This window comes from uncultured Caulobacter sp. (assembly GCF_937900395.1).
Taxonomy (GTDB): Bacteria; Pseudomonadota; Alphaproteobacteria; order Caulobacterales; family Caulobacteraceae; genus Caulobacter.
This window is the reverse complement of the sequence record NZ_CALCDX010000031.1, coordinates 1-21,431: the sequence shown is the minus strand read 5'-3', so window position 1 is coordinate 21,431 and position 21,431 is coordinate 1. Positions and strand designations below refer to the sequence as shown.

Genomic DNA, 21,431 nt, shown 5'->3' with positions numbered 1-21,431 from the left:
TGAACATCCTCATCCTCGGCGGCGGCGGACGCGAGCATGCCCTCGCCTGGGCCTTCGCCCAGAACCCCAAGGCGGACCTGGTCTTCTGCGCGCCCGGCAACGCCGGCATCGCCGAGCAGGCGACCTGCGTCGCGCTCGACATCCTCGACGGCGACAAGATCCTCGCCTTCTGCGCCGAGAACGCGGTCGGTTTCCTGCGTCGCAACCTGATGGTGCCGGCACCGTCCGCGGAGGGATGGGACCGGCTCACGGACGCGTGGCCGGAACGCTGCGACGAGATCGCGCGCGGCGAGGGCGATTTCCTGTTCCTCATGAACGCGACCCCGGTCTCGCAGGTGCGCGCGGTGGCCGAGGAGGGCGAGGCATGAGGCCCGCCCCCAACGTCCCGCCGCAGACGCAGCAGCGTCAGGCTCTCGCCGCCGATCCCGGCCTGAGCGCCTGGGTCTCGGCCAATGCCGGCTCCGGCAAGACGCATGTCCTGGTCAACCGCGTGCTCCGGCTGCTGCTCGACGGCGTCGCCCCCGGCGTGCACGCCGTGCCCGTGCGGCATCGGGGCGACACGACGGCGTCGCCCGACGAGGCCGAGCGCGTCGAGAAGCTGCTGGCCGACCGCCGCATGAGCCTGGCTCTGGACGCCGAGGCCCTGAACTGGATCGCCGACAAGGGCTACGACCCGGTCTACGGCGCGCGCCCCTTGAAGCGCGTGATCCAGAAGGAGCTGGTCGACCCGATCGCCAAGAAGCTGCTGGCCGGCGAGATCGAGGACGGCGGCGTGATCGCCGTCGGGGTCAAGGACGGCCAGCTGTCGTTTGGCAAGGCGGTGCTGCAGTAAGTCGAGGTGAGCCCCTCTCTCTTCGAGAGAGGGAGGGGCCCATCGCCATCGGCGATGGGAGGGTGAGTGGTTTCACCGTTGGCCGGAGAAATCCGGATCTAAACCGTCATCCCGCGCTTCATGCGCGGGACCCATTCGTCCGCCGCACGTGCGGAGATCACCCACACTCTCACGGGGAAGCCGAACCATGGGTCCCGCGCATAAAGCGCGGGATGACGATGGTGGGGTTTCTGGAGCTGACGCAACCACTCACCCTCCCATCCCGGCTTCCGCCGGGACGGGCCCCTCCCTCTCTCGAAGAGAGAGGGTTTGGGATCAGCCCGCCACTTTCCCACAACCGCCCTTCGCGCTATGCCGCCCCATGGCTAAACCCAACAAACTGATCACGGAATTCGACATCGAGGTCGACGGAGACCCCTATGTCTGGCGGCTGCATCGCCTGCCGCAGTGGTCCTACGACCCGTCCGAGCGCCACGGCAAGGTGCTGGCCGTGCGCCACAAGGAAGGCCAGCGCGAGGCGATGATCGAGTTCCCGCCCGGCCCCAAGCCCAAGTTCAGCGCCCCGCCGCTGAAGCCCTCGCAGATCCCCGTCCGCGTCGTCGCCAAGGCCATCGCCTCGGCCATCGAGGCCGGCTGGGAGCCGCTGTCGCGCGGCAAGCCCGTGGTCATCTATGTCGACGAAGAGGGAGCCTAGAGTCTCTTAGGCGCGGACCTGGGTGCCCGCCTGGCCGGCGATGACGGCCTCGGCCTCGTCCAGGGAGCCGATCGCGGCGGTTCCGCCGCCAGCCTCGACGAAGGCGGCGGCGGCGGCGACCTTGGGGCCCATCGAGCCCGGGGCGAAGCTCATCGCCCGCAGCAGGGCCGGCGTGGCCTGATCGATCCGCCGGGCCGCGGGCGTTCCCCAGTCGGCGTGGACGCCGTCGACATCGGTCAGGATCACCAGCCGCTCGGCGCCCAGGCGACGGGCCAGCAGGGCGGCGCTGAGGTCCTTGTCGACCACCGCCTCGACACCTTCCAGACGGCCGTCGGCCAGGCGCCGCACCGGCACGCCGCCGCCGCCCGCGCAGACCACCAGCGCGCCCGCGCCCAGCAGGTTCTCGACCACGGCCAGCTCGACGATCTCGACCGGCTGGGGCGAGGCCACGACCCGGCGCACCCCCTGGCCGTCGGGCGCGAGGCTCCAGCCGCGCGCGCGCAGGGCGGCGGCCTCGGCCGGCGGATAGACCGGACCGATCGGCTTGGTCGGGGCCCGGAAGGCGGGGTCCTCGGGATCGACCACCGCCTGGGTCAGCAGGGCGGCGACCTCGCGGCCGGGGGCGGCGTTGCGCAGCTCCTGGGCGATGACATAGCCGATCATCCCCTGGGACTCCGCCCCCAGTACGTCCAGCGGCGTCGGCGGGGCCTGGCCATAGGCCTCCGCCTCCAGGGCCAGCAGGCCGACCTGGGGGCCGTTGCCGTGGACCACCACCGTCTCGTGCGGCGCGCAGGCCCGGGCCAGGGCGCCGGCGACGGCGCGCATGTTGCGCCTCTGGGCCTCCGCCGACAGCGGCTCGCCGCGCCTCAGCAGGGCGTTGCCGCCCAGCGCCACCACCAGCCGCACGCTAGCCGGCCCCGCGACGACCGCGCGGCTCCTGCTGGGTGATGCAGTGGATGCCGCCGCCGCCCAGCAGGATCTCGCGACCCGGCACGGTCAGGATGCGCCGGCCGGGAAAGAGCCGCGCCAGGAGAGCCTGGGCCGGCGCGTCATTGGCGTCGTCGAACCTTGGCGCGACCACCACGTCGTTGGCGATGTAGAAATTGACGTAGGAGGCGGCCATGCGGTCGCCGGCCTCGCGCGGCAGGGTGCCGTGGACCTTGTCGACCCCGGCGGCCTCCTCGGCGGTGATCACCACCGGCCGGGCGGGCTGGGCCAGCTTGTGGACCTTCAGGGCCCGGCCCTTGGCGTCGCGATAGCCCTCCAGCCGCCGCAGGGCGTCTTGGGAGATCGGATACTGCGGATCGGCGGGATCGTCGGTCCAGGTCAGCACCACCTCTCCCGGCGCGACGAAGCGGCAGAGGTTGTCGACATGGCCGTCGGTCTCGTCGAGATGCACGCCCTTGCCCAGCCACAGCACGGTCTCGACGCCGAGATAGTCGCGCAGCCGCGCCTCGATCCCGGCCCGGTCGAGGTCCGGATTGCGGTTCGGGTTGAGCAGGCACTCCTCGGTGGTCAGCACGGTTCCCTCGCCGTCCACGTCGATCGAGCCGCCCTCCAGCACGAAGTCGGGGGCGTAGCGGTCGTCGCGCTCCAGCTCCAGCACCTTCTCGCCGACCAGGTCGTCCTGGTCCCAGGGGAAGTAGAGGCCGCCGATCAGCCCGCCCCAGGCGTTGAACTTCCAGTCGACGCCGCGCACCCGGCCGTCGGCGTGGACCAGGAAGGTCGGGCCGCAGTCGCGCATCCAGCTGTCGTTGTTGGTCATCTCGACGACGCGGATCGCGGGATCCAGCATCTCGCGGGCCACGGCGTATTCGCCGGGCGAGGCGCAGACCGTGACCGGCTCGCCCTGGGCGATGGCGGCGGCCACGGCGGTGAAGGCGTGCTGGGCCGGCTTGGCGCCGTTGCGCCAGTTGTCCGAGCGCTCGGGCCACAGCATCCAGCAGCCGGCGTGCGGCTCCCATTCGGCCGGCATGCGGAAGCCGTCGGCGCGGGGCGTGGTCTCCAGGATCCTAGGCATCGGCGCGCCCCTTGCGAGCGGTGACCGCCACCAGGATCTCGCCGACGATCACCGTCACCACCACCCCGCCGGCGACGGCCAGGGCGTAGGTCATGTCGAAGGCGCCGGGCTTGTAGATGAAGAACACCACCGCCTGCAGGATGAAGGTCATGCACAGCAGGCTCAGCGTCGCGGCGGTGAACCGCCCGCCCGGCACGCGGTAGGGCCGGGGCAGATTGGCGTCGATGTCGCGCAGCTTCAGGAACGACAGGAAGAGCAGGAAGTAGGGCAGCAGGAACACCACCGACGAGAAGGCGAAGGTGGTCCAGAAGAAATCCTCGGCGCTCTTGGCCAGGTAGCCGTAGAGGATCAGCACGCCGGTGGCGACCAGGCCCGACAGCACCGCGGCGCTGGCGGGGGTCTTGTAGGTCGGATGCAGCTTGGCGAACACGGCCGGCAGGTCGCCGCGCACCGCGGCCTCGGCGGCCGAGCGGTTGGCGCCCATGGTCCAGGTCACCATGTTGGCCAGGAAGGTGTAGAGGGCCATGGTCCCCAGCACCGCCACGGCCGTCTGGCCGGCGGGGCCCTCGCCGAACAGGCGGCGGAAGGTGTCGGTCAGCCCCTCGATCAGGCCGATGTCCTTGACCGGCAGGGCCAGCAGCATGCCGACCGTGGCGAAGATGTAGAAGAAGGCGATCAGCACGCCGGCCCGGGTGATGGCCCAGGGCACGTCGCGCGCGGGGTTCTCCATCTCCTCGCCGGCTCCCGACATCAGCTCGAAGCCCAGGAAGTTGTAGAGAATGACCGGCAGGAAGGCGAGGCTGGCGCCCCAGCTGGGCCGCAGGGTCTCGAAGGTGAAGACGTTGGCCACCCCGTGGCGCAGGGCGTAGGCGACACCGCCAAAGCCGATGGCCAGCATGATCACCGTCTTGAACACCGCGCCGATGTTGGGCACCCACTTGCCCACGTCCAGGGCCACGATGTTGATCCCGACGGTCAGCCAGGTCAGGCCCAGGGTGATCAGGATCTTGGTCGCCAGGGACATGTCGGGGGCGACCAGTTCGGCCAGGACTCCGGCGAACAGGATGTAGACCGACGGCATCCAGAAGGCGACGTTGACCCACCAGAGCCAAGCCGTCCGCCCCGCCCAGCGCGGCCCGAAGGCGCGGCGCACCCAGGCGTAGATGCCGCCTTCCTGCGGATAGGTGCTGCCCAGCTCGGCCGTGATCAGGCCGTAGGGAATGAAGAACAGCACCAGGGTCAGCAGCCACCAGAAGATGGACTGCACGCCGATCGCGGCGGAGGCCGCCAGCTGGTCGACGATCAGGATCGCGCAGACCGTGAACAGGGTCATGTCCAGGCCGTGCAGGACCTTTCGGAACCTCGGCGCGCGAGCGGTGGGGGGAGACTCTACGGCGACCATCTGGCGCTCCTTTTGGTCAGCGGCTGAGGAAGTCCTCGACCCGTCCGCGATGATAGGCGGTCAGTTCCGGCGAGGCGGTCTTCAGGCGGGGATGGACGAAGTGGACCAGCAGCGCCTTCTCCGTGTGGAGACGGTTTTCCGACTGGTCGTAGATGATCGAGCGGGGGCCATCCATGACCGCGTCGGTGACCTCGACCCCGCGCGAGGCGGGCAGGCAGTGCATGAAGCGGGCGTGGGCGGGGGCCTTGGCCAGCAGGGCCTCGGTGATCTGGTAGGTGGGCATGAAGGCCTGGCGGCGCTCGGGAATCTCGGCCTCCTGGCCGATCCACCACCAAAGGTCGGTATAGATGAAGTCGGCGTCGCGGACGGCCGCCTCGACGTCGTCGGTGATGGTCAGGGACCCGCCCGAGGCGGCGGCGTTGGCGCGGGCGATGGCCTGCCACGCCTCGGGCGCCTGGTAGCGCGCGGGGGCGGCGTGGGTGAAGCGCATGCCCATCTGGGTGCAGATCATCATCAGCGACGAGCAGACGTTGGTGGCGTCGCCGATGAAGGTCACGTTCAGCTCGCCGATCGGCTTACCGGCCTCCCGATGCTCGAGCATGGTGAAGACGTCGCAGACCACCTGGGTCGGGTGGTTGTAGTCGGTCAGGCCGTTGATCACCGGCACGGTGGCGTTGGCCGCCAGGTCCAGCACGGTCTTGTGCTTCAGCGTACGGGCCTCGATCACGTCGACCATGCGGCTGATCACCTGGGCGGTGTCGCGGATGTTCTCCCGCTGGCCCAGATGGATCTCGCCGGGCTTCAGGTACAGGGCGTGGCCGCCCAGCTTGGTCATGGCGACCTCGAACGACACGCGCGTGCGAGTCGACGGCTCCTCGAAGATCATGCCCAGCGACGCGCCGGCCAGCAGCTTCGGGCAGGCGCCGTCCTTGTCGGCCGCTTTCAGCAGGGCGATCAGGTCGAGGATGCGCAGCAGCTCCTCGCGCGCGAAATCCTGAGTGTCGATGAAGTGCCGAAGGGGAGCCATGACGCCTGTCCGCCGCTGAGAACGACCCATTGGGCGCTCGCGCGGCGCGGCACGCGTTGATCCGGATCAACCGGCGAGCGTGGTGGGCGCGGCGTCTAGCGGCGCTTCAGCTTTCGCAGGGCGTTTTGCATCGCCACGGCCTGGGCGGCCGGAGGCTTGCCGTCGTCGGCCGCTTCCTTCCGCGCGGCGGCCGCCAGGATAGGGGCGGTGGCGGCGTCCAGACGATCGAAGGCCTCGTGAATGAAGCCGGGCAGGTTGGCGGGCTTGGGCTGCGGCGGGTCCAGCGCCAGGACCTTGCGGGCCATGCCGGCGATATGGCCGGCCAGCCGCGACTGGTCGCGGGCCTTGGCGATGACGGCGGGGTCGTCGGTCCCCTCGGCCATGGCCCAGGCCGCGTCGATCGCGTCCATCAGCTTCTGTTGCAGGGCGTCGCACCAGCGACGGGCGGCGGTGGGGGAAGGGGCGGTGCTCATGGGTCTAAAGCATGAGGCCGTCGCGAGCACCGTGCGTAAGAAACCGGCGTTTTTGTGTAAGTGGCTGCGAGGGAAGGGAAACGGTGGTTTCTGGGCGGGGAAAGGTACGGGAGTTCACAAACACCCGACCTCCCCGGCATTGGCTTCGCCGCACTGACGTGTCGCCGGGGAAGTCGGGATTGTTGTGATGCGCCCTGTGGATAACTTTTCCCGTTAAGCCCCGAACCCCGCCGCCACGATCGCCCGCGCCACGTTGGCGTGGACGGTGTTGCGAGCGTCCTCGTCGCCGCCGCGATCATGGAAGACGGCGATAATCACGGGCCTCCGTCCCGGCGGCCAGGCGATGGCGACGTCGTTGGTGATGTCCTTGCCGTTGTTGCCGGTCTTGTCGCCCACGCGCCAGCTGACCGGCAGGCCCGCCCGCAGGCGCCGGAAGCCGGTCTTGTTGGCGACCAGCCAGTCGGCCAGTTGCTGGCGCGAGGCGGGCGAGAGCGCGTCCTCCAGCAGCAGGGTCTTCCAGGTCGCCGCCATGGCGGCCGGCGTCGTGGTGTCGCGCGGGTCGTCGGGCGCGCCGCCGTTCAGCGTTGGTTCGGTGCGGTCGCTGCGGGTGGTCTGGTCGCCGATGGCGCGCAGGAAGCGCGTCAAGGCCGCCGGCCCGCCGCTCGGACCGCCCAGGGCCTCGAACAATAGATTGGCCGCGGCGTTGTCGCTGAGGGTGATCGTCGCCTCGCACAGCTGGCCGATCGTCAGGCCGTTCTCGACGTGCTTTTCGACGATCGGCGAATTGCCCATCAGGACCTCCGGGCCGTAGGTCACCCGGCGGTCCAGGCGCTCGCGGCCCTGGTCGATCCGGCGCAGGATGGCGGCGCTAAGCGGCGCCTTCACCGTGCTGCACATCCGGAAGCGCTCGTCCCCGCGCCAGGCGAAACGGCGGCCGTCTTGGGTGTCCAGCACCGCCACGCCGATCCGGCCGCCGCTAGCGCGCTCCAATTCGTTAATACGTGAGCTAAGGGCTTTCTGGTCGATGGGCGCCGCGCCGGCGACGGCGGGCAGCAGGACGGGCGCGGCCGCCAGGGCCGTGATCAGGGTTCTACGATGCAGCATGCGGGGTTCTCCTCGGCCCCGAAACTGCCCAGGCCTGGCTTTCCGCGCAAACGACGATAGCTTGGCGCAGCCATTAGCTGGATTAGGGTCTGACCCGTGAGCCGCGCTCAACTGCCCCTCAACGCCCTGCGCGCCTTCGAGGCCTCGGCCCGGCATCTGTCCTTCACCAAGGCGGCGATCGAGCTGTGCGTGACCCAGGCGGCGATCAGCCACCAGGTGAAGGGGCTGGAGGCGCGGCTCGGCGCGGCCCTGTTCCGCCGCCTGCCGCGCGGCCTGGCCCTGACCGACGAGGGTCTGGCGCTCCTGCCGTCGGTGCGTGACTCGTTCGACCGGCTGGATGGCGCCCTGGCGCGCTTTGAGGGCGGGCGGGTCACGGAAGTGCTCAGCGTCGGCGTGGTCGGCACCTTCGCGGTCGGTTGGCTGCTGCCGCGCCTGCCCGCCTTCCGCGAGGCTCATCCGTTCGTGGACCTTAGGCTCTTCACCAACAACAACCGCGCCGACCTGGCGGGGGAGGGGCTGGACTGCGCCATCCGTTTCGGCGACGGGGCCTGGCACGGCACGGAGGCCGCGCCGCTGTTCGCCGCGCCGATGAGTCCGCTCTGCGCCCCGGCGGTGGCCGAACGCCTCGCCGAGCCCCGCGACCTGTTCGGCGAGACCCTGCTGCGCAGCTACCGCGCCGCCGACTGGCCCGACTGGTTCGCCGCCGCCGGCCTGTCGCCGCCGCCGATCCGGGGGCCGGTGTTCGACAGCTCCTGGGTGATGGTCGAAGCGGCGATCCAGGGTCTTGGCGTCGCGCTGGCGCCGCCCAATATGTTTAGCCGGGACCTGGCCCAAGGACGCGTGGTCCGGCCCTTCGACATCGAGGTCGGGGCGGGGCGCTACTGGCTGACTTGGCTGAAGTCGAAGGCGCCGAGTCCGGCCTTGAGAGCCTTCCTGGCGTGGCTTTCCATGTCGGAAACGGAATAATTTTCGACGGAACCAAAGCCCGTCATCGGGGTTCGCGCGCGGCTATAATGTGCTTGTAATTCAATGCTCAAGCTTGGCTCGGAAGCGCCGGAATCGCGCCCATCTTTAGCCAAGTTCGGCTGTGCGTTTTGAGCATGCGAGCGTTGCAGGACGCCGCGTCACTACGGACCAGAGACAAATGATAGCAAGCTCCAAGACCATGATGGTCGCCGCCGCCCTGGTGATGGGCGGCCTTACGGTCAGCGGCTGCGCGACCAAGAAGTACGTCAACACCCAGGTCGGGGCGGTCAGCGAGCGGGTCAGCGCTCACGACACCCAGATCGGCGAACTGGACCAGACCGCCAAGGAAGCGCTCGACCGCGCGACCAAGGCCGGCAAGCTGGCCGAGGGCAAGTTCCAGTACGCCCTGGTGCTCAGCGACGACTCGGTGAAGTTCCCGGTCAACGCCGCCAACCTCTCGCCGGAAGCCGAGCAGCGCCTGGGCGAATTCGCCGAGAAGCTGAAGGCCGACAACAAGAACGTCTACCTCGAGATCCAGGGTCACACCGACAACTCCGGCTCGAAGGAATACAATGACGAGCTCGGCGAGAAGCGCGCGGAGACGGTGCGCAAGTTCCTCAGCCAGCACGGCGTCGCCCTGAACCGGATGGCGACGATCTCCTACGGCCAGGATGCTCCGGTCGCTCCGAACGAGACGCGCGAGGGCCGGGCCCAGAACCGCCGCGTCGTCGTGATGGTCCTCAGCTAGTTCCCCCCGCGTTCCGGACGAGCGCTTTGGTCGGCATCAAGCCGAAGCGCCCGTCCTGGGCGGACTCGCCGGCGCGGGAGTGAGCGCCGCGCCGGCGAGGATTCCGTTCTGGGACGGAATGGCCTTGGAAGCGGAGATCAATTCTCGCCTTCCTGGGCCTTGTGCCCAGGACCCATCGTTCCGCCGCCGCCGATTTTGATCAGTGACTGGGGCCTCTCAGCCTTGGCTATCCTGAACGGCCGAGCCCTCCGCCGACATGGGTCCTGGGCACAAGGCCCAGGAAGGCAAGGATCTTGGCTTCGAGGTCGTGTTTAGATGTCGATCCGTCCTTAGGCCGTCTTGAACCGCGCCGCCGGCTGGTTGCGTGACAGGTTCGGGTAGAGCTTGGCCTTGGCGGCCAGCGCGGCGTCCCAGTCGCCCGCGTCGGGCAGCGAGGGGATGGTGATCAGCTCGCCCTGGTCAAAGCCCGCGAGCGCCGCATCGACCATGTCGTCGACGTCCATCAGGATGTTCGGATCGATCGCGTTGATGTCCGTGCCCGAACGCTCCCAGATCTCGGTTCGGGTGGCCCCCGGCAGCACCGCCTGGATGCGGATCGCCGAGTTCGCCAGCTGGGCCCGCAGGCCCTGGGTCAGATAGATGACATAGGCCTTGGTCGCCCCATAGACCGGCATGCCCATCTCCGGCGCCAGCCCCACCACCGAGGCGAGGTTGATGATGGTCCCGGCGCCGCGCGGCGCGAAGTTCCGAGCCGCCGCCGCGGCCAGGCGCGTCACGGCCGTCACGTTCAACTGGATCATCTTCTCGAACGCTTCGGGATCTGACCCCACGAAGTCGCCCGCGCCCGCGACGCCGGCGTTGTTGATCAGGGTGGCGATGCCCGGATCCGAGGCCAGGCGCTCTTCCAGCTTCACAAGATCGGCCTTGTTGGTCAGGTCGGCCTTGATCACCTCGACCTTCACGCCGGTCTCGGCGCGCAGGCGTTCGGCCAGGGCGTTGAGGCGCGCCTCGTCGCGGGCGACCAGGATCAGGTCTTGGCCGCGCTTGGCCAGGCGGTCGGCATAGGTCGCGCCGATGCCGGTGGAAGCGCCGGTGATCAGGGCCGCGCCTTGGATGTTGCTGTCGCTCATCGTTCTCTAAGTCCCTCGCCGAGGCCCCATCGGTCCGGCTCGTGACTCTAGCTATGAGGTAACTTGCATTTCGCAAGTAAGTGACCAGATATTTCGTCATGAGCAAATCTGAACGCGCGCCCACCCAATGTCCGGTCGCTCGCACCGTTGAGCGGGTGGGGGACGGCTGGACCTTCCTGATCCTGCGCGACGCCAACCAGGGGCTGACCCGCTTCGACCAGTTCGAGAAGAGCCTAGGCGTCGCGCCGAATATCCTGACCAAGCGCCTGGCGGCCCTGGTCGAGAACGGCCTGCTGGAAAAGCGCGCCTACAGCACCCGCCCGCCGCGTTACGAGTATGTGCTGACGGACCTGGGGCGCGACTTCGGCGGCGTGCTGACGGCGATGCTGGCCTTCGGCAACCGCCACTTCGCGGTCGAGGGGATCGCTGGCCAGCTCGTGGACCGCGAAACCGGTAAGCCGGCCGAGCCGATCCTGGTCGATCGGGTCAGCGGCAAGCCGATCACGCCCGAGCACTTCACCTACGCCGCCGGGCCGGCGGCGGGACCCGAGGTGCTGGAGCGGGTGGCGTTCATGGCGGCGCGGTAGTTTCTCAATCCGACCTCCCCGGCATTCGCCGGGGAGGTCGGGGTTTTGGGTTGTTTCTGGAGAGCAGGATCGGCAACGTTCGCGCTCTTGCTCCGGAGTCGCCATGCGCCTTTCCCTCGTCCTCGCCGCCAGCCTGATGGCGGCCGGCGTCGCCCACGCCGAAACGCCCGCGCCGTCCACCGATCAGCCGCTGCTGCGGACCGTCGCCGCTGACGTCGACGCCAAGGCGCTGGAGAGCACGATCCGCTCGCTGGTCGGCTTCGGCACGCGCCACACGCTGTCGGACACCAAGTCGGAGACGCGCGGCATCGGGGCGGCCCGCCGCTGGGCCAAGGCGCGGTTCGAGGCGATCTCCAAGGACTGCGGCGGCTGCCTGACCGTCGAGACGCCCTCGCAGGTCTTCACCGGCCGCCGCGTGCCCAACCCGACCGAGGTGATGGACGTCCTGGCGATCCAGAAGGGGACCTCGGATCCGGACCGCGTGATCATCATCGCCGGCCATATCGACAGCCGCGTCACCGACGTCATGAACTTCACCAGCGACGCGCCGGGCGCCAATGACGACGGCTCGGGCGTGGCGGCGGTGATCGAGGCGGCGCGGGTACTTTCGAAGCACAAGTTCCCCGCCACCCTGGTGTTCGCCGTCCTCTCGGGCGAGGAGCAGGGCCTCCTGGGCGGCAAGGTTCTCGCCGACTATGCCAAGGCCCAGGGCTGGAAGGTCGAAGCCGACCTCAACAACGACATCGTCGGCAACAGCCACGGCCAGAGCGGGGTGATGGACAACACCCACGTCCGAGTGTTCTCGGAAGGCACGAAGGCCGTCGAGACGCCGGAACAGGCCAATGGCCGTCGCTACAACGGCGGCGAGGTCGACAGCCCTTCGCGCAACCTGGCCCGCTACCTGGACGGCCTGGCCGACCGGTGCCTGACCAACTTCGACGTGGTGATGGTCTATCGCACCGACCGCTACGGCCGGGGCGGCGACCAGGTGCCGCTGCTGGAGGCGGGCTATCCCGCCGTGCGGGTGACCGAGGCCGTCGAGAACTACGACCGGCAGCACCAGGACCTGCGCACCGAGAAGGGCAAGGTCTATGGCGATACGATCGAGGGGGTGGACTTCGCCTATCTGGCCCAGGTGACGCGGCTGAACGTGGTGGCGATGGCCAGCCTCGCCTCGGCCCCGCCGCCGCCGTCGGGCGTCAAGATCGAGGGCGCGGTCAGCCCCGACACCAAGGTCTCCTGGGCCCCGACGCCCGGCGCGGCCGGCCACCGCGTCTGGTGGCGCGTGACCACCGATCCGACCTGGCGCCTGAACCGCTGGGTTCCGGGTCCGGTCGCGACGACGACCCTGAAGGACGTGGTGATCGACGACTTCTTCTTCGGCGTCTCGTCGGTCAGCCCCGACGGCTGGGAAAGCCCGATCGTGTTCCCCGGACCGGCGGGCAGCTTCGAGAGCGTGGTTCCGGCGGCCGCCGTTCCTAAGCAGTAAACACCGCTCATCCCCGCGAAAGCGGGGACCCATACGGTGTTCGGGCTGGCAAAGATCGTAATCGCTTTTCCAAGTCAGCTTGGGTCCCCGCTTTCGCGGGGATGAGCGGATTTGGGCCTAAGCCACCAGGTCCGGATCGTTCCGCTTCAGCCAGGCCGCCGCGTAGGAGCACAGCGGGGTGATCCGCATGCCCTCGGCGCGAGCGGTCTCGGCGACCTTCGTCATCAGCCGTCCGGCCGCGCCCGTGCCGCGCAGGGCGGGATCGGCCTCGACATGCGGGATCACTAGCCGATGGCCCGCGCGCTGATAGTCGGCCACGGCCAATAGGCCGTCGACCTCCAGCTCGTAGCGGGAAAGTTCGGGGTTGTGGCGGAAGGTGTCGGTCATGAGGCTTCCAACGCTTGATCCTCCCCCGCGTTGCGGGGGAGGTGGCCCAGAGGGCCGGAGGGGGCGAGCGCGGTCAACGTCCAGCTAGCCCCCCTCAGTCGCTCCGCGACAGCTCCCCCACATCGCGGGGGAGCATCTTCACCAGTCTTCAAACCAGCTCCACCGCCATCGCCGTGGCCTCGCCGCCGCCGATGCAGAGGCTGGCCAGGCCCTTCTTGCCGCCGCGGGCCTGCAGGGCCGCGATCAGGGTGCAGAGGATGCGCGCGCCCGAGGCGCCGATCGGGTGGCCCAGCGCGCAGGCGCCGCCGTTGACGTTCAGCTTGTCCTCGGGAATGCCCAGCTCCTGCTGGGCGATCATCGCCACTACGGCGAAGGCCTCGTTGACCTCGAACAGGTCGACGTCCTCGACGCTCCAGCCGGCCTTCTTCAGCGCCTTCTTCATCGCCGGGACTGGGGCGGTGGTGAAGAGGCCCGGCTCGTGGGCGTGGGCGGCGTGGCCGGCGACGCGGGCGACGATCGGCAGGCCGAGCGCCTTGGCGACGCTCTCGCGAGTCATGACCAGGGCCGCGGCGCCGTCGCTGATCGAGCTGGAGTTGGCCGCGGTGATGCCGCCGTCGCGGGCGAAGGCCGGACGCAGGGTCGGGATCTTGGCCGGGTCGGCCTTCAAGGGTTGTTCGTCGGTGTCGACCACCTCGGTCCCCTTGCGGGTCTGGACGGTGACCGGCGTGATCTCGCCCTTGAAGGCGCCGGTCTCGATGGCGGTCTTGGCCTTGGCCAGGCCCTTGGTCGCGTAGGCGTCCATCGCCTCGCGGGTGAACTGGTACTGGGCGGCGGTGTCCTCGGCGAAGGCGCCCATCAGCTTGCCGGGGGTGTAGGCGTCTTCCAGGCCGTCCAGGTACATGGAGTCCCAGATCTGGTCGTGGCCGATGCGGGCGCCGCCGCGGTGCTTGGCCATCAGGTAGGGCGCGCCGGTCATGCTCTCCATGCCGCCGGCGACCACCAGGTCGACCGAGCCGGCCGCCAGAGCGTCGTGGGCCATGATCGCGGCCTGCATGCCGCTGCCGCACATCTTGTTGACCGTGGTCGCCTCGACCGAAAGGGGCAGGCCCGCGCCCAGCGCCGCCTGGCGGGCCGGCGCCTGGCCCAGGCCAGCGGGCAGCACGCAGCCCATGATGATCTGCTCGACCTTGTCGCCGGCCACCCCGGCGCGCTCGATCGCGGCCTTCACCGCCGTCGCGCCCAGCTCGGTGGCCTTCACCCCGCCCAGCGCGCCCTGGAAGCCGCCCATCGGCGTGCGAGCGTAGGAAACGATGACGACGGGATCGACGGCGGACATGATTTTCTCCCTGGAAGGCTTTTGAGGTGGGATAGGCCCTCATCAGCGCATGCCGCGCAAGGGGCTTGCGAGATCGTGACGGGAAAGGGGCGAGCGGCCGTTGGTGGACGCCAGAGGCCGCTCGCCAGTTCGCAATAACCGAGAGAGTCAATTGCGAATAAAAACCTACATTGGTTCATCTTCAAACGCAACGCTCTTGCTTTCCCTCGCGGAACGCCGCACCCTCAGGCCATGGGTCGAACCGCTGACTACACCAACGAACGCTGCTCGGTCGCCGCCACCCTGGAGGTCGTCGGCGATCCATGGACCTTGCTGATCCTCCGTGACGCTTTCGCCGGGGTGAAGCGCTTCGAACAATGGCAGGAGCGGCTGGGCGTCGCCCGTAACGTCCTGGCCGCGCGGCTCAAGAGCCTAGTGGGCCATGGCGTCATGGAGACCCGCCGCTACTCAGAGCGCCCGCCGCGCCACGAATACTGGCTGACCGAGAAGGGCCTGGCCCTGTCGCCTGTTCTGCTGACCATGGCCGAGTGGGGCGACCGCCACGTCTATGGTCGCGACAACTCGCCGGTCCTGTTCACGCACAAGAAATGCGGCTGCGCCTTCCATCCGGTCCTGGCCTGCGAGGCCTGCGGCGAGGTGGTGGGGCGTCGCGACCTGGAGCGCACATCGCGTCAGGCCGATAGCCTGACCGTCGGCGAGGCCCTGGAAGCGGCCAACATGGCGGCGGAGTGAGCTACCGCTTTCACGTCCACCGGACAAAGCCCGCCTACCGACTGGTGATCGCCGAGGGCGCGGGCTTTCCCGCCGGGGCGCGTGAAGAAGACTGGCGTCACACCTTCACGCGGGAGCGCGAGGATACGGCCACGGACGTCGCCCGGCTGGTGGACGAGGCCGGCTACTGCCTCTTCAAGATCGGCCTGACCCTCGACGAGATGGAAGACTAGTCCGCGACGCCGCCGCGCAATGGGTCCTCGCCGGTCAATTCCTTGATGTGCTGGCGCTGGCGGCGGACGCCGTCGGCCGTGACCTTGGCGGGCTTGGGCGCTTCCGGCGGCTTCGGCGCGGCGGCCTTTTCCGGCTTGCTCATTTGGCGCCTCGCACCACCCACTGGGCCGCGCCGACGGTCAGGGCGTCCTCGACGAGGCCGGTCGGCGTCTGGCCCCAGCGACGCAGCGCCCTCATCCGGACGTCGAAGGTGACGTACGCGGCCGCGACCGCCGCGCCGGCGCCCAGGGCCGCGCCGAGCAGCAACTGCTTCCGCGGGGCCAGGGCCGCTCCAGACAGGCCGCCGGCCAGCAGGCGGGCGGCGATGCCGGCGGGGACGATGCGGTCCGGGGCCGACTTCAGCTTGTCGCCCCACAGCTCACCGGCCGCCAGGGCCTTGGAGCCGGCCGAGAATAGGGGATGGGCCAACAGGCGCACCGCCGGATTGGCTTCGCTCAGGCCGCCGCCGCGAGCCGCTTCGCTGACCGTCGCCAGCGGCGTCAGGGCGCGGGAGCCGGCCGAAAGGCCGATGAGCAGGGATCGAAGCATGCGGGTCCTCCAGGGGGTGTCGTTTGCACAACCCCGGAGGCCGTCTTTCGATCCTCGATCAGGCCGTCGTCAGGTCCATGGCTCGCACGGCGCGGGCGATGAAGCCGCCGCCCAGCACGCGTTCCGGATCGGCCGGGTCATAGAGCACGCAGGCCTGGCCCGGCGCGACGCCTTCTTCCGTCCCGTCGAAGGCCACCGCGACCTCTCCGTCCACCAGCGTCAGCCGGCCGGGGACCGGCTCGCGGGTCGAGCGGACGCGGGCCAGCACCGGCTGTCCGTCGTGGGCGGCGGCGTCGAGATCGTCCTGCCCGCCCAGCCAATTCGTTTCCTTCAGCGTCAGGGCGGCCGTCAGCAGCGCCTCGCGCGGGCCGACGATCACCTGACGCTTGTCGGCGTCGATGCGGACCACGAACAGCGGATCGCCGACGGCGACGTTCAGGCCCCGGCGCTGGCCGATGGTGTAGCGGGTCACGCCCTCGTGGCGGCCCAGCACGCGGCCGTCCAGGTGGACAATGTCGCCGGCTTCCGCGCCTTGCGGACGGATGCGGTCGATGACGGTCGTGTACTTGCCCTCGGGCACGAAGCAGATGTCCTGGCTGTCGGGCTTGTCGGCGATCGAGAGACCCAGGCCCGCCGCGACGGCCCGCACGGTCGGCTTGTCCATGCCGCCCAAGGGGAAGCGCAGGAAATCGAGCTGCTCGCGCGTGGTGGCGAACAGGAAGTAGCTCTGGTCCTTGGCCGGGTCGGCGGCGCGGCGCAGCTGCGGGCGGTTGGCGCCGCCCGGCATACCGCGCTGAACGTAGTGACCGGTGGCCATGGCCTCGGCGCCCAGGTCGCGAGCCACGTCCAGCAGGTCGCGGAACTTGACCGTCTGGTTGCAGCGGACGCAGGGGATCGGCGTCTCGCCGCGCAGATAGGCGTCGGCGAAGTCCTCGATGACCTGCTCGCGGAAGCGGCTCTCGTAGTCGAGCACATAGTGCGGGATGCCGATGCGCTCGGCCGCCATCCGGGCGTCCAGGATGTCCTGACCGGCGCAGCAGGCGCCCTTGCGCGAGATCGCCGCGCCGTGGTCGTAGAGCTGCAGGGTGACGCCCACGACGTCATAGCCGGCGCGGGCCAGCAGGGCGGCCGTGACCGTGGAGTCGACGCCGCCGGACATGGCCGCGACGATCCGGGTCCCTTCGGGCAGGCCGACGGCGGCGCGCGCCTGCTCCACGGCGCGGGCGATCAGGGCGTCGGCGTTTGCGGTATCGGTCTTGGTCAGAAACTCGGCGGTCATCGCCGCCATATAGCGGCGGAACGTCGGATTTGCGAGGTTTCGCCCTATTTCAGGATGTTCAGCAGCGACGACTGCTGCAGGCTGCTGAACACTTGGGCCGAGGCCTGGACGGCCAGCTTGGCCGACTCCAGCCGGGTCACCGCGTCCGCCATGTCGACGTCGACGATCTCGCCGACCATGCCGGTCAGGGTGTCGGCCTGGTTCTGCAAGTCGGTCTGGGCGGTTTCGAAGCGCTTCTGAGTGACGCCGTTCTTGCCCTGGACGTCGATGACGCCCGCATAGGCGGCGTCGAACGTCGGCAGAAGGCCCTTCAGGAAGGTCACCTGGGCGTCGTTCAGCTTGCCGGTGAACGGCCCGTTGGCGTCGACATAGGCCTGAACCTGCTTGAACGCGTCGAAGACCGGCACGCCGAAGGCGTCGCCGAGCACGCCGGTCTTGGCGTTGGTCTGTTCGTCGACACGGTTGGTGGCGATGTACTGGTCGTTGTTGAACAGCGACGCCGTCGTGGGCGCCAGGGTCAGGTCGCTCATGCTGGTGGCCGAGGTGGTCTGGGTGTCGGTCTTGGCGCCAGAGAACACGTAAAGGCCGTTCGACTTGGTGTTCAGGCCCTGCACGACGTCGCCGAAGGCCGCCTGAAGCTGCTGCATCAGTGTCTGGGCGCTGCCCGAGGCCAAGGCGTTGGCGATGGCTTCGCGGCCGGCCTTGGTGGAGTCCGCGACCTTGCCAAGACCGGTGTCCTGCATCTGCAACCGGTTGGTCACCAGCTTCGATTGGTCGATCAGGCCGTCGAGGCGCGCCTGGGTGCTGCGCATGGCGGTCAGCATCTCGGCGTTCTTGGCGTAGCCTTTCAGGTCGGTCGCGACCTTCTGGCTGGAGACCTGCGCGCCGACGTCGCTCTGGCGGATCTGGGCCCGCATCAGGTTGGACGTCATGACGTTGTAGTTCTGGACGGTGGAGACCCGGGTCATGGCTTACCTCACAAGTCCGGTCAGAATGTCGTACATGTCCTTGGTCGCCTGGATCAGGCGGGCCGAGGCGTTGAACGCCTGCTGGTAGGTGGTCAGGTTGATCAGTTCCTCGTCGAGGTTCACGCCCTCTTCGGACTGACGTTGGCTATCGACTTCGGCGGCGACCGCTTCGGCGGCGTCCTTGCGGCTTTCAGCGGTGTTGGCCTTGCGGGCGATGGCGCCGCTGAAGTCGGCCGCATAGCGCGAGACGCTCATGGTCGCGGGGGTGGCGTCGCCGGCCGCCGAGAAGTTGGTGACGGTGTCACCCGACTTCGCCAGGGCCAGGGCGCCCCGGCCGTCGCCGATCGCCAGGGCGGCGGCGCCGCCGACGGCCTGGGTCAGGTCCAGCTTGGCGAAGGGCAGCAGCGTTGGGTTCTGGTCCATCGCCGTGCTGACGAAGAACTTCTCGCCTCGGGTGCTGCGCTCGGCCGGGCCCACGCCGAACAGTTGGCTGACCGAAGGGCCGCCGACGCCCCGCTCGGTGGTGTCGCCCACAATGGACATGGTCACCGGGGTGGTGGTGTTCGAGGTGAAGGTCATCTGACCCTTGGCGTTCAGCGTGAACTGGCCATAGAGCCCCACGCCCGAGGCGCGCGAGTTCAGCGCGTCGAGCAAGTTCTGCATCGTGCCGCCGACCGGGGCGTCGACGATGACGTCGCGGATCCGACCGCCTTCGACGTCCGTCAGACGGATGGTCATGGTGCCGGACGTGAAGCCGTGCGGGTCCGCCGCGGTCAGGCCCGTCTCATAGGGCGAGTAGCCGTTGGTGCGGATGATGTCGTTCAGGCCGAAATAGTGGCTGAAGCCCTTGCCGGCCTTGTCCGACGGCGTGGTCGCGTCGTCCGCGACCGCGACGCCCAGGCCGCCGATCCCGGAGAGGTTAAGGGCCCCGCCCGAGAATCCGACAGCGCCCATGCCGCCCATCGCGGTGTTCAGCTGGGCCATGAAATTGGCGGGGGTGAAGGCCGGACCGGCCGCGCCGTTGATGCTCATGGTTCCGGCGTCGAAGTCGATGTCGACCCGGCGCTGGATCACGCCGCTGCTGTCGGTCAGGGCGATCGTCGTCTTGCCGGTGAAGCCGGTGATCGCCGCCTGGGCGTCCAGGCCGGTGTCGCGGCCGTTCAGGGTGGTCGGCGCCGGCACCGCGGAGGCGGCGTTGGCCGCCCGGTTGATTTCCTCGGCCGCGCGCGAGGTGAATTCGCCCAGCTGGTCGGACAGATTGACCAGCTCGGTGTTGCGCACCTCCATCAGGCCCCTGATCTCGCCGCTGGAGATATTGAGAGGGGTCGGCATCACCGAACCATTGGCCAGCTGAACCGTCAGGTAGCCGGTGGCCGTGGGCGAGGTCTGGTAGGTCACCTTGGCCGCGCCGTCGCCCGCCAGCGGCAGGCCCTCGGTCGATCGGACGACCACGCCGCCCATGGTGCGCGGCGTGACCTGCACGTTCATCAGCTTGGACAGCTCGTCGACCAGGCCGCTCTGCACATTCTCCGCGCCTGTCGCGTCGGCGCCCGCGACCTTGGCGCGGGTGATATCGGTGTTGAGGCCGTCGATCTGGCTGAGCAGGTCATTGACGCGATCCACATCGCCGGAAATGCGCGTGTCGGCGTCCTTGCCAAGCTTGGAGATCGACGAGGTGATGCGGCTCGACTCGCTGAGGAATTCGTCCACGCGCGTAAGGGCCTGGGTCCGCAGCAGCGAGGAGGAGGGATCATCCTGCGCCTTGGAGAAGGCGGTGAAGATGTCGTCCAAGCGCGAGAAGAAGCTGGTGTCGCCCGTCGGGTCGCCGAACAGCTGCTGCACATTGTTCAGCGCCTGGGCGACCACGGTCGCGCGGTTGCTGTCCGAGGCGGCGTTCAGGCTGGCCGTGGTCAGGAAGCGATCCGTCGCGCGTTTGATGGCGTCGATGCTGACGCCCACGCCCATGCCGTTGGACAGCATGTTCGACTGGGAGATCGTCTTGCGGACGTAGCCCTTGGTGTTGACGTTGGCGATGTTGTCGGACGTGATGCGCAGGCCCGTCTGGGCCGCCATCATGCCGGACGTCGCCGTGCCCATGATCGAGTTCAGCGACATGCGAACGATCCTTTCAGCTCGGCAAACCGCGCAACGCACGACGCGTCCTTGCCCGGCGAAACTTGCCGGGGCGGGGTGGGGATCAGGATCCCGATATGTGCCAAGCCATTGAATTTCATGGCGAAGTGTTCCGTGGGTCGGATATTCGACGAGATGTCATGCGCAAGGAGGGCGCCAAGTCGGGGCGCGACCCGCCGACGCGGCAACTCCGGTCCTCAAGCCCCCGTCGAACTGGGCAAAAAGCGCCGCTCGGACGCGCTTTTGCGATCGTAAACGAGCTATTAACTCCAATAAAAACAGCATCTTGAGGGTATTTTTCGGAGTTGGCCCGACCATTGCTGGGGAGGAGCGGCAAAGGCGCGTTCGTTATGGACCGCCGCCCAACCGAGCTTCGACTGCGAATGACCGCGATCGCCGCACCCACCGCCGCTCTTCCCGCCGCGCCGACCCCGGCCGCCGGCGCGAAATCGGCCAATGACGGCTTCGACGCCCTGATGGCCATCGCTGGCCGCAAGGACGACACGCCCGCTCCCCGCGCTCCGGCTCGCGCGGAGTCCAAGAGCGACGCCCGCGACGACGACGCCCGTTCGTCCAAGCCGGCGGACCGTCCCGTCAAGGCCGACTCCAAGGCCGCTGACCGCGCCGCCGACCGCGCTGATGATCGGGCCGACGCCGTTCAGGACGCCCGCGCCGACAAGGCCGACAAGGCGGATCAAGCCGCCGACAAGGTCGCCGCCCTCGCCGTGGTGACCCGCAAACGGTTCTGGGCTCTGTCCGACCTGTTGCAGGCGGACATTGACAAGCTCGGGAAGGAACGGGACGAGCTCGAAGCTCTCTACACCGCCGTCCCGCTGCTCACCCGGAACCTCACCACCAAGGCCGGGGAAGCCCTGTCGAGCGCGCTCAAGACCTTGGAGTCTTGATCCGACTGAGCGCCTCGTCCAGCACCCTCGTCAACACCTTCGTCAGGTCCGCCGCCGCCCGGTCCACCAGACCATGGATCTGGATGTGGACCGAAACCTCGTTGGCCTTCGGGGCGGGAGACCCCAACAGGGTCGCGGCCTTCCGGTCGATCCGACGGGCGTACTCCTTGGCTGCCACCTTCCGGTCTCGCACCATGGCTCCGTTGGCCATCATCCATTCGAGACGCGCGGTGGACATCTTCCGAAATTTGTCAGGGGTCATGCCCACTGTACTCAGGGGCGCTTGGTGGTGTCCACGTCCCCGTTGACCTTGATGGCCTCCGCGGCGATGAACTGGAAGCCCTTGGGCTCACACCATGACTCGAACAGCGGGACGTTCATGGGGTTGAGCCACACGATGAAGTGCAGGTCTCCACCG

23 protein-coding genes and 4 pseudogenes are annotated in these 21,431 nt (G+C 68.9%); 11 read left to right on the top strand and 16 right to left on the bottom strand.

All coding sequences use genetic code 11. The annotated features are described in order from the left end of the window. Positions 1-5: 5 nt before the first annotated feature. The 3 pseudogenes from Q0379_RS02670 to Q0379_RS02660 form a co-directional block, all read left to right on the top strand. A pseudogene (locus Q0379_RS02670) lies at positions 6-290 on the top strand (hypothetical protein); the annotation flags it as partial. After that, positions 236-502, top strand: a pseudogene (locus Q0379_RS24115) (UvrD-helicase domain-containing protein); the annotation flags it as partial. The pseudogenes Q0379_RS02670 and Q0379_RS24115, both read left to right, overlap by 55 nt. Before the next feature lie 81 nt (positions 503-583). Next, positions 584-832 (top strand): annotated as a pseudogene (locus tag Q0379_RS02660) (hypothetical protein); the annotation flags it as partial. A gap of 102 nt (positions 833-934) precedes the next feature. Here Q0379_RS02660 and Q0379_RS02655 read toward each other — a convergent pair. Next, a pseudogene (locus Q0379_RS02655) lies at positions 935-1,021 on the bottom strand (hypothetical protein); the annotation flags it as partial. Between the two features lie 172 nt (positions 1,022-1,193). On the opposite strand from Q0379_RS02655, the gene Q0379_RS02650 reads away from it, so the two are divergent. Further along, complete coding sequence (locus Q0379_RS02650) at positions 1,194-1,526, top strand: hypothetical protein (protein ID WP_299003982.1); 333 nt, start codon at positions 1,194-1,196, stop codon at positions 1,524-1,526. Between the two features lie 6 nt (positions 1,527-1,532). Here Q0379_RS02650 and Q0379_RS02645 read toward each other — a convergent pair whose 3' ends face one another. From Q0379_RS02645 to bla, 6 genes are all read right to left on the bottom strand, one after another. After that, the gene (locus Q0379_RS02645) at positions 1,533-2,432 is read right to left on the bottom strand and encodes a carbamate kinase (RefSeq protein ID WP_299003980.1); all 900 of its coding nucleotides are present in this window, start codon (positions 2,430-2,432) and stop codon (positions 1,533-1,535) included. A 1-nt stretch (position 2,433) separates the two neighbouring features. Further along, positions 2,434-3,546, bottom strand: coding sequence for an agmatine deiminase (gene aguA / locus Q0379_RS02640; protein ID WP_299003978.1), 1,113 nt, complete (start codon positions 3,544-3,546; stop codon positions 2,434-2,436). Next, entirely contained in the window at positions 3,539-4,948 is a 1,410-nt protein-coding gene (locus Q0379_RS02635; RefSeq protein WP_299003977.1) for an APC family permease, read from the bottom strand. Before Q0379_RS02635 ends, aguA begins: the two co-directional genes overlap by 8 nt. Before the next feature lie 16 nt (positions 4,949-4,964). After that, positions 4,965-5,975, bottom strand: a complete 1,011-nt coding sequence (gene ptcA / locus Q0379_RS02630) for a putrescine carbamoyltransferase (protein WP_299003976.1) — start codon at positions 5,973-5,975, stop codon at positions 4,965-4,967. A 95-nt stretch (positions 5,976-6,070) separates the two neighbouring features. After that, positions 6,071-6,448 carry a hypothetical protein gene (locus Q0379_RS02625; protein WP_299003974.1) on the bottom strand — a complete coding sequence of 126 codons (378 nt, stop codon included), beginning with the start codon at positions 6,446-6,448 and terminating at the stop codon, positions 6,071-6,073. Positions 6,449-6,661: 213 nt separating this feature from the next. Continuing rightward, entirely contained in the window at positions 6,662-7,552 is an 891-nt protein-coding gene (gene bla, locus Q0379_RS02620; RefSeq protein ID WP_299003972.1) for a class A beta-lactamase, read from the bottom strand. 96 nt (positions 7,553-7,648) lie between these two features. Between bla and Q0379_RS02615 the strand changes: the two genes are divergently transcribed. Beyond that, positions 7,649-8,518, top strand: a complete 870-nt coding sequence (locus Q0379_RS02615) for a LysR family transcriptional regulator (protein WP_299003970.1) — start codon at positions 7,649-7,651, stop codon at positions 8,516-8,518. A gap of 178 nt (positions 8,519-8,696) precedes the next feature. Further along, positions 8,697-9,266: an OmpA family protein gene (locus Q0379_RS02610; protein ID WP_299003968.1), complete on the top strand. Its 570-nt coding sequence runs from the start codon at positions 8,697-8,699 to the stop codon at positions 9,264-9,266. A 329-nt stretch (positions 9,267-9,595) separates the two neighbouring features. On the opposite strand, the gene Q0379_RS02605 is transcribed toward Q0379_RS02610, so the two are convergent. Further along, the gene (locus Q0379_RS02605; protein ID WP_299003966.1) at positions 9,596-10,396 is read right to left on the bottom strand and encodes an SDR family oxidoreductase; all 801 of its coding nucleotides are present in this window, start codon (positions 10,394-10,396) and stop codon (positions 9,596-9,598) included. A 98-nt stretch (positions 10,397-10,494) separates the two neighbouring features. Between Q0379_RS02605 and Q0379_RS02600 the strand changes: the two genes are divergently transcribed. Further along, positions 10,495-10,983, top strand: a complete 489-nt coding sequence (locus tag Q0379_RS02600) for a helix-turn-helix domain-containing protein (RefSeq protein ID WP_299003964.1) — start codon at positions 10,495-10,497, stop codon at positions 10,981-10,983. 103 nt (positions 10,984-11,086) lie between these two features. Further along, positions 11,087-12,472, top strand: coding sequence for a M20/M25/M40 family metallo-hydrolase (locus Q0379_RS02595; RefSeq protein WP_299003962.1), 1,386 nt, complete (start codon positions 11,087-11,089; stop codon positions 12,470-12,472). 117 nt (positions 12,473-12,589) lie between these two features. Here Q0379_RS02595 and Q0379_RS02590 read toward each other — a convergent pair whose 3' ends face one another. Together Q0379_RS02590 and Q0379_RS02585 are read right to left on the bottom strand one after the other, a co-directional pair. Next, on the bottom strand, positions 12,590-12,859 hold the full coding sequence (locus Q0379_RS02590) for a GNAT family N-acetyltransferase (protein ID WP_299003960.1): 270 nt from the start codon (positions 12,857-12,859) through the stop codon (positions 12,590-12,592). Positions 12,860-13,007: 148 nt separating this feature from the next. Beyond that, complete coding sequence (locus Q0379_RS02585) at positions 13,008-14,195, bottom strand: acetyl-CoA C-acyltransferase (protein WP_299003958.1); 1,188 nt, start codon at positions 14,193-14,195, stop codon at positions 13,008-13,010. A gap of 231 nt (positions 14,196-14,426) precedes the next feature. On the opposite strand from Q0379_RS02585, the gene Q0379_RS02580 reads away from it, so the two are divergent. Next, positions 14,427-14,927, top strand: a complete 501-nt coding sequence (locus tag Q0379_RS02580) for a helix-turn-helix domain-containing protein (protein WP_299003955.1) — start codon at positions 14,427-14,429, stop codon at positions 14,925-14,927. Continuing rightward, a complete protein-coding gene (locus Q0379_RS02575) occupies positions 14,924-15,139 on the top strand; it encodes a hypothetical protein (protein ID WP_299003953.1) in 216 nt (71 codons plus the stop codon). The genes Q0379_RS02580 and Q0379_RS02575 overlap by 4 nt, the downstream gene beginning before the upstream one ends. Here Q0379_RS02575 and Q0379_RS02570 read toward each other — a convergent pair. Genes Q0379_RS02570 through flgK form a run of 5 tightly spaced genes read right to left on the bottom strand, consistent with a single transcriptional unit; the run spans position 15,136 to position 20,090 of the window. Beyond that, a complete protein-coding gene (locus tag Q0379_RS02570) occupies positions 15,136-15,282 on the bottom strand; it encodes a hypothetical protein (protein ID WP_299003951.1) in 147 nt (48 codons plus the stop codon). The two genes, Q0379_RS02575 and Q0379_RS02570, sit on opposite strands and share 4 nt — an antisense overlap. After that, positions 15,279-15,728 carry a DUF4126 domain-containing protein gene (locus Q0379_RS02565; RefSeq protein ID WP_299003950.1) on the bottom strand — a complete coding sequence of 150 codons (450 nt, stop codon included), beginning with the start codon at positions 15,726-15,728 and terminating at the stop codon, positions 15,279-15,281. Before Q0379_RS02565 ends, Q0379_RS02570 begins: the two co-directional genes overlap by 4 nt. Positions 15,729-15,786: 58 nt before the next feature. Then, the gene (gene mnmA, locus Q0379_RS02560; protein WP_299003948.1) at positions 15,787-17,007 is read right to left on the bottom strand and encodes a tRNA 2-thiouridine(34) synthase MnmA; all 1,221 of its coding nucleotides are present in this window, start codon (positions 17,005-17,007) and stop codon (positions 15,787-15,789) included. Between the two features lie 44 nt (positions 17,008-17,051). Continuing rightward, complete coding sequence (locus Q0379_RS02555) at positions 17,052-17,975, bottom strand: flagellin (RefSeq protein ID WP_299003946.1); 924 nt, start codon at positions 17,973-17,975, stop codon at positions 17,052-17,054. Between the two features lie 3 nt (positions 17,976-17,978). Next, positions 17,979-20,090 (bottom strand): flagellar hook-associated protein FlgK, encoded by a 2,112-nt coding sequence (gene flgK, locus Q0379_RS02550; RefSeq protein ID WP_299003944.1) that lies wholly within the window; start codon positions 20,088-20,090, stop codon positions 17,979-17,981. 368 nt (positions 20,091-20,458) lie between these two features. Here flgK and Q0379_RS02545 point away from each other — a divergent pair, with 368 nt between their 5' ends. After that, positions 20,459-21,013, top strand: coding sequence for a hypothetical protein (locus tag Q0379_RS02545; RefSeq protein ID WP_299003943.1), 555 nt, complete (start codon positions 20,459-20,461; stop codon positions 21,011-21,013). On the opposite strand, the gene Q0379_RS02540 is transcribed toward Q0379_RS02545, so the two are convergent. After that, positions 20,994-21,251, bottom strand: coding sequence for a hypothetical protein (locus Q0379_RS02540; RefSeq protein ID WP_299003941.1), 258 nt, complete (start codon positions 21,249-21,251; stop codon positions 20,994-20,996). The two genes, Q0379_RS02545 and Q0379_RS02540, sit on opposite strands and share 20 nt — an antisense overlap. Positions 21,252-21,431: the final 180 nt, after the last annotated feature.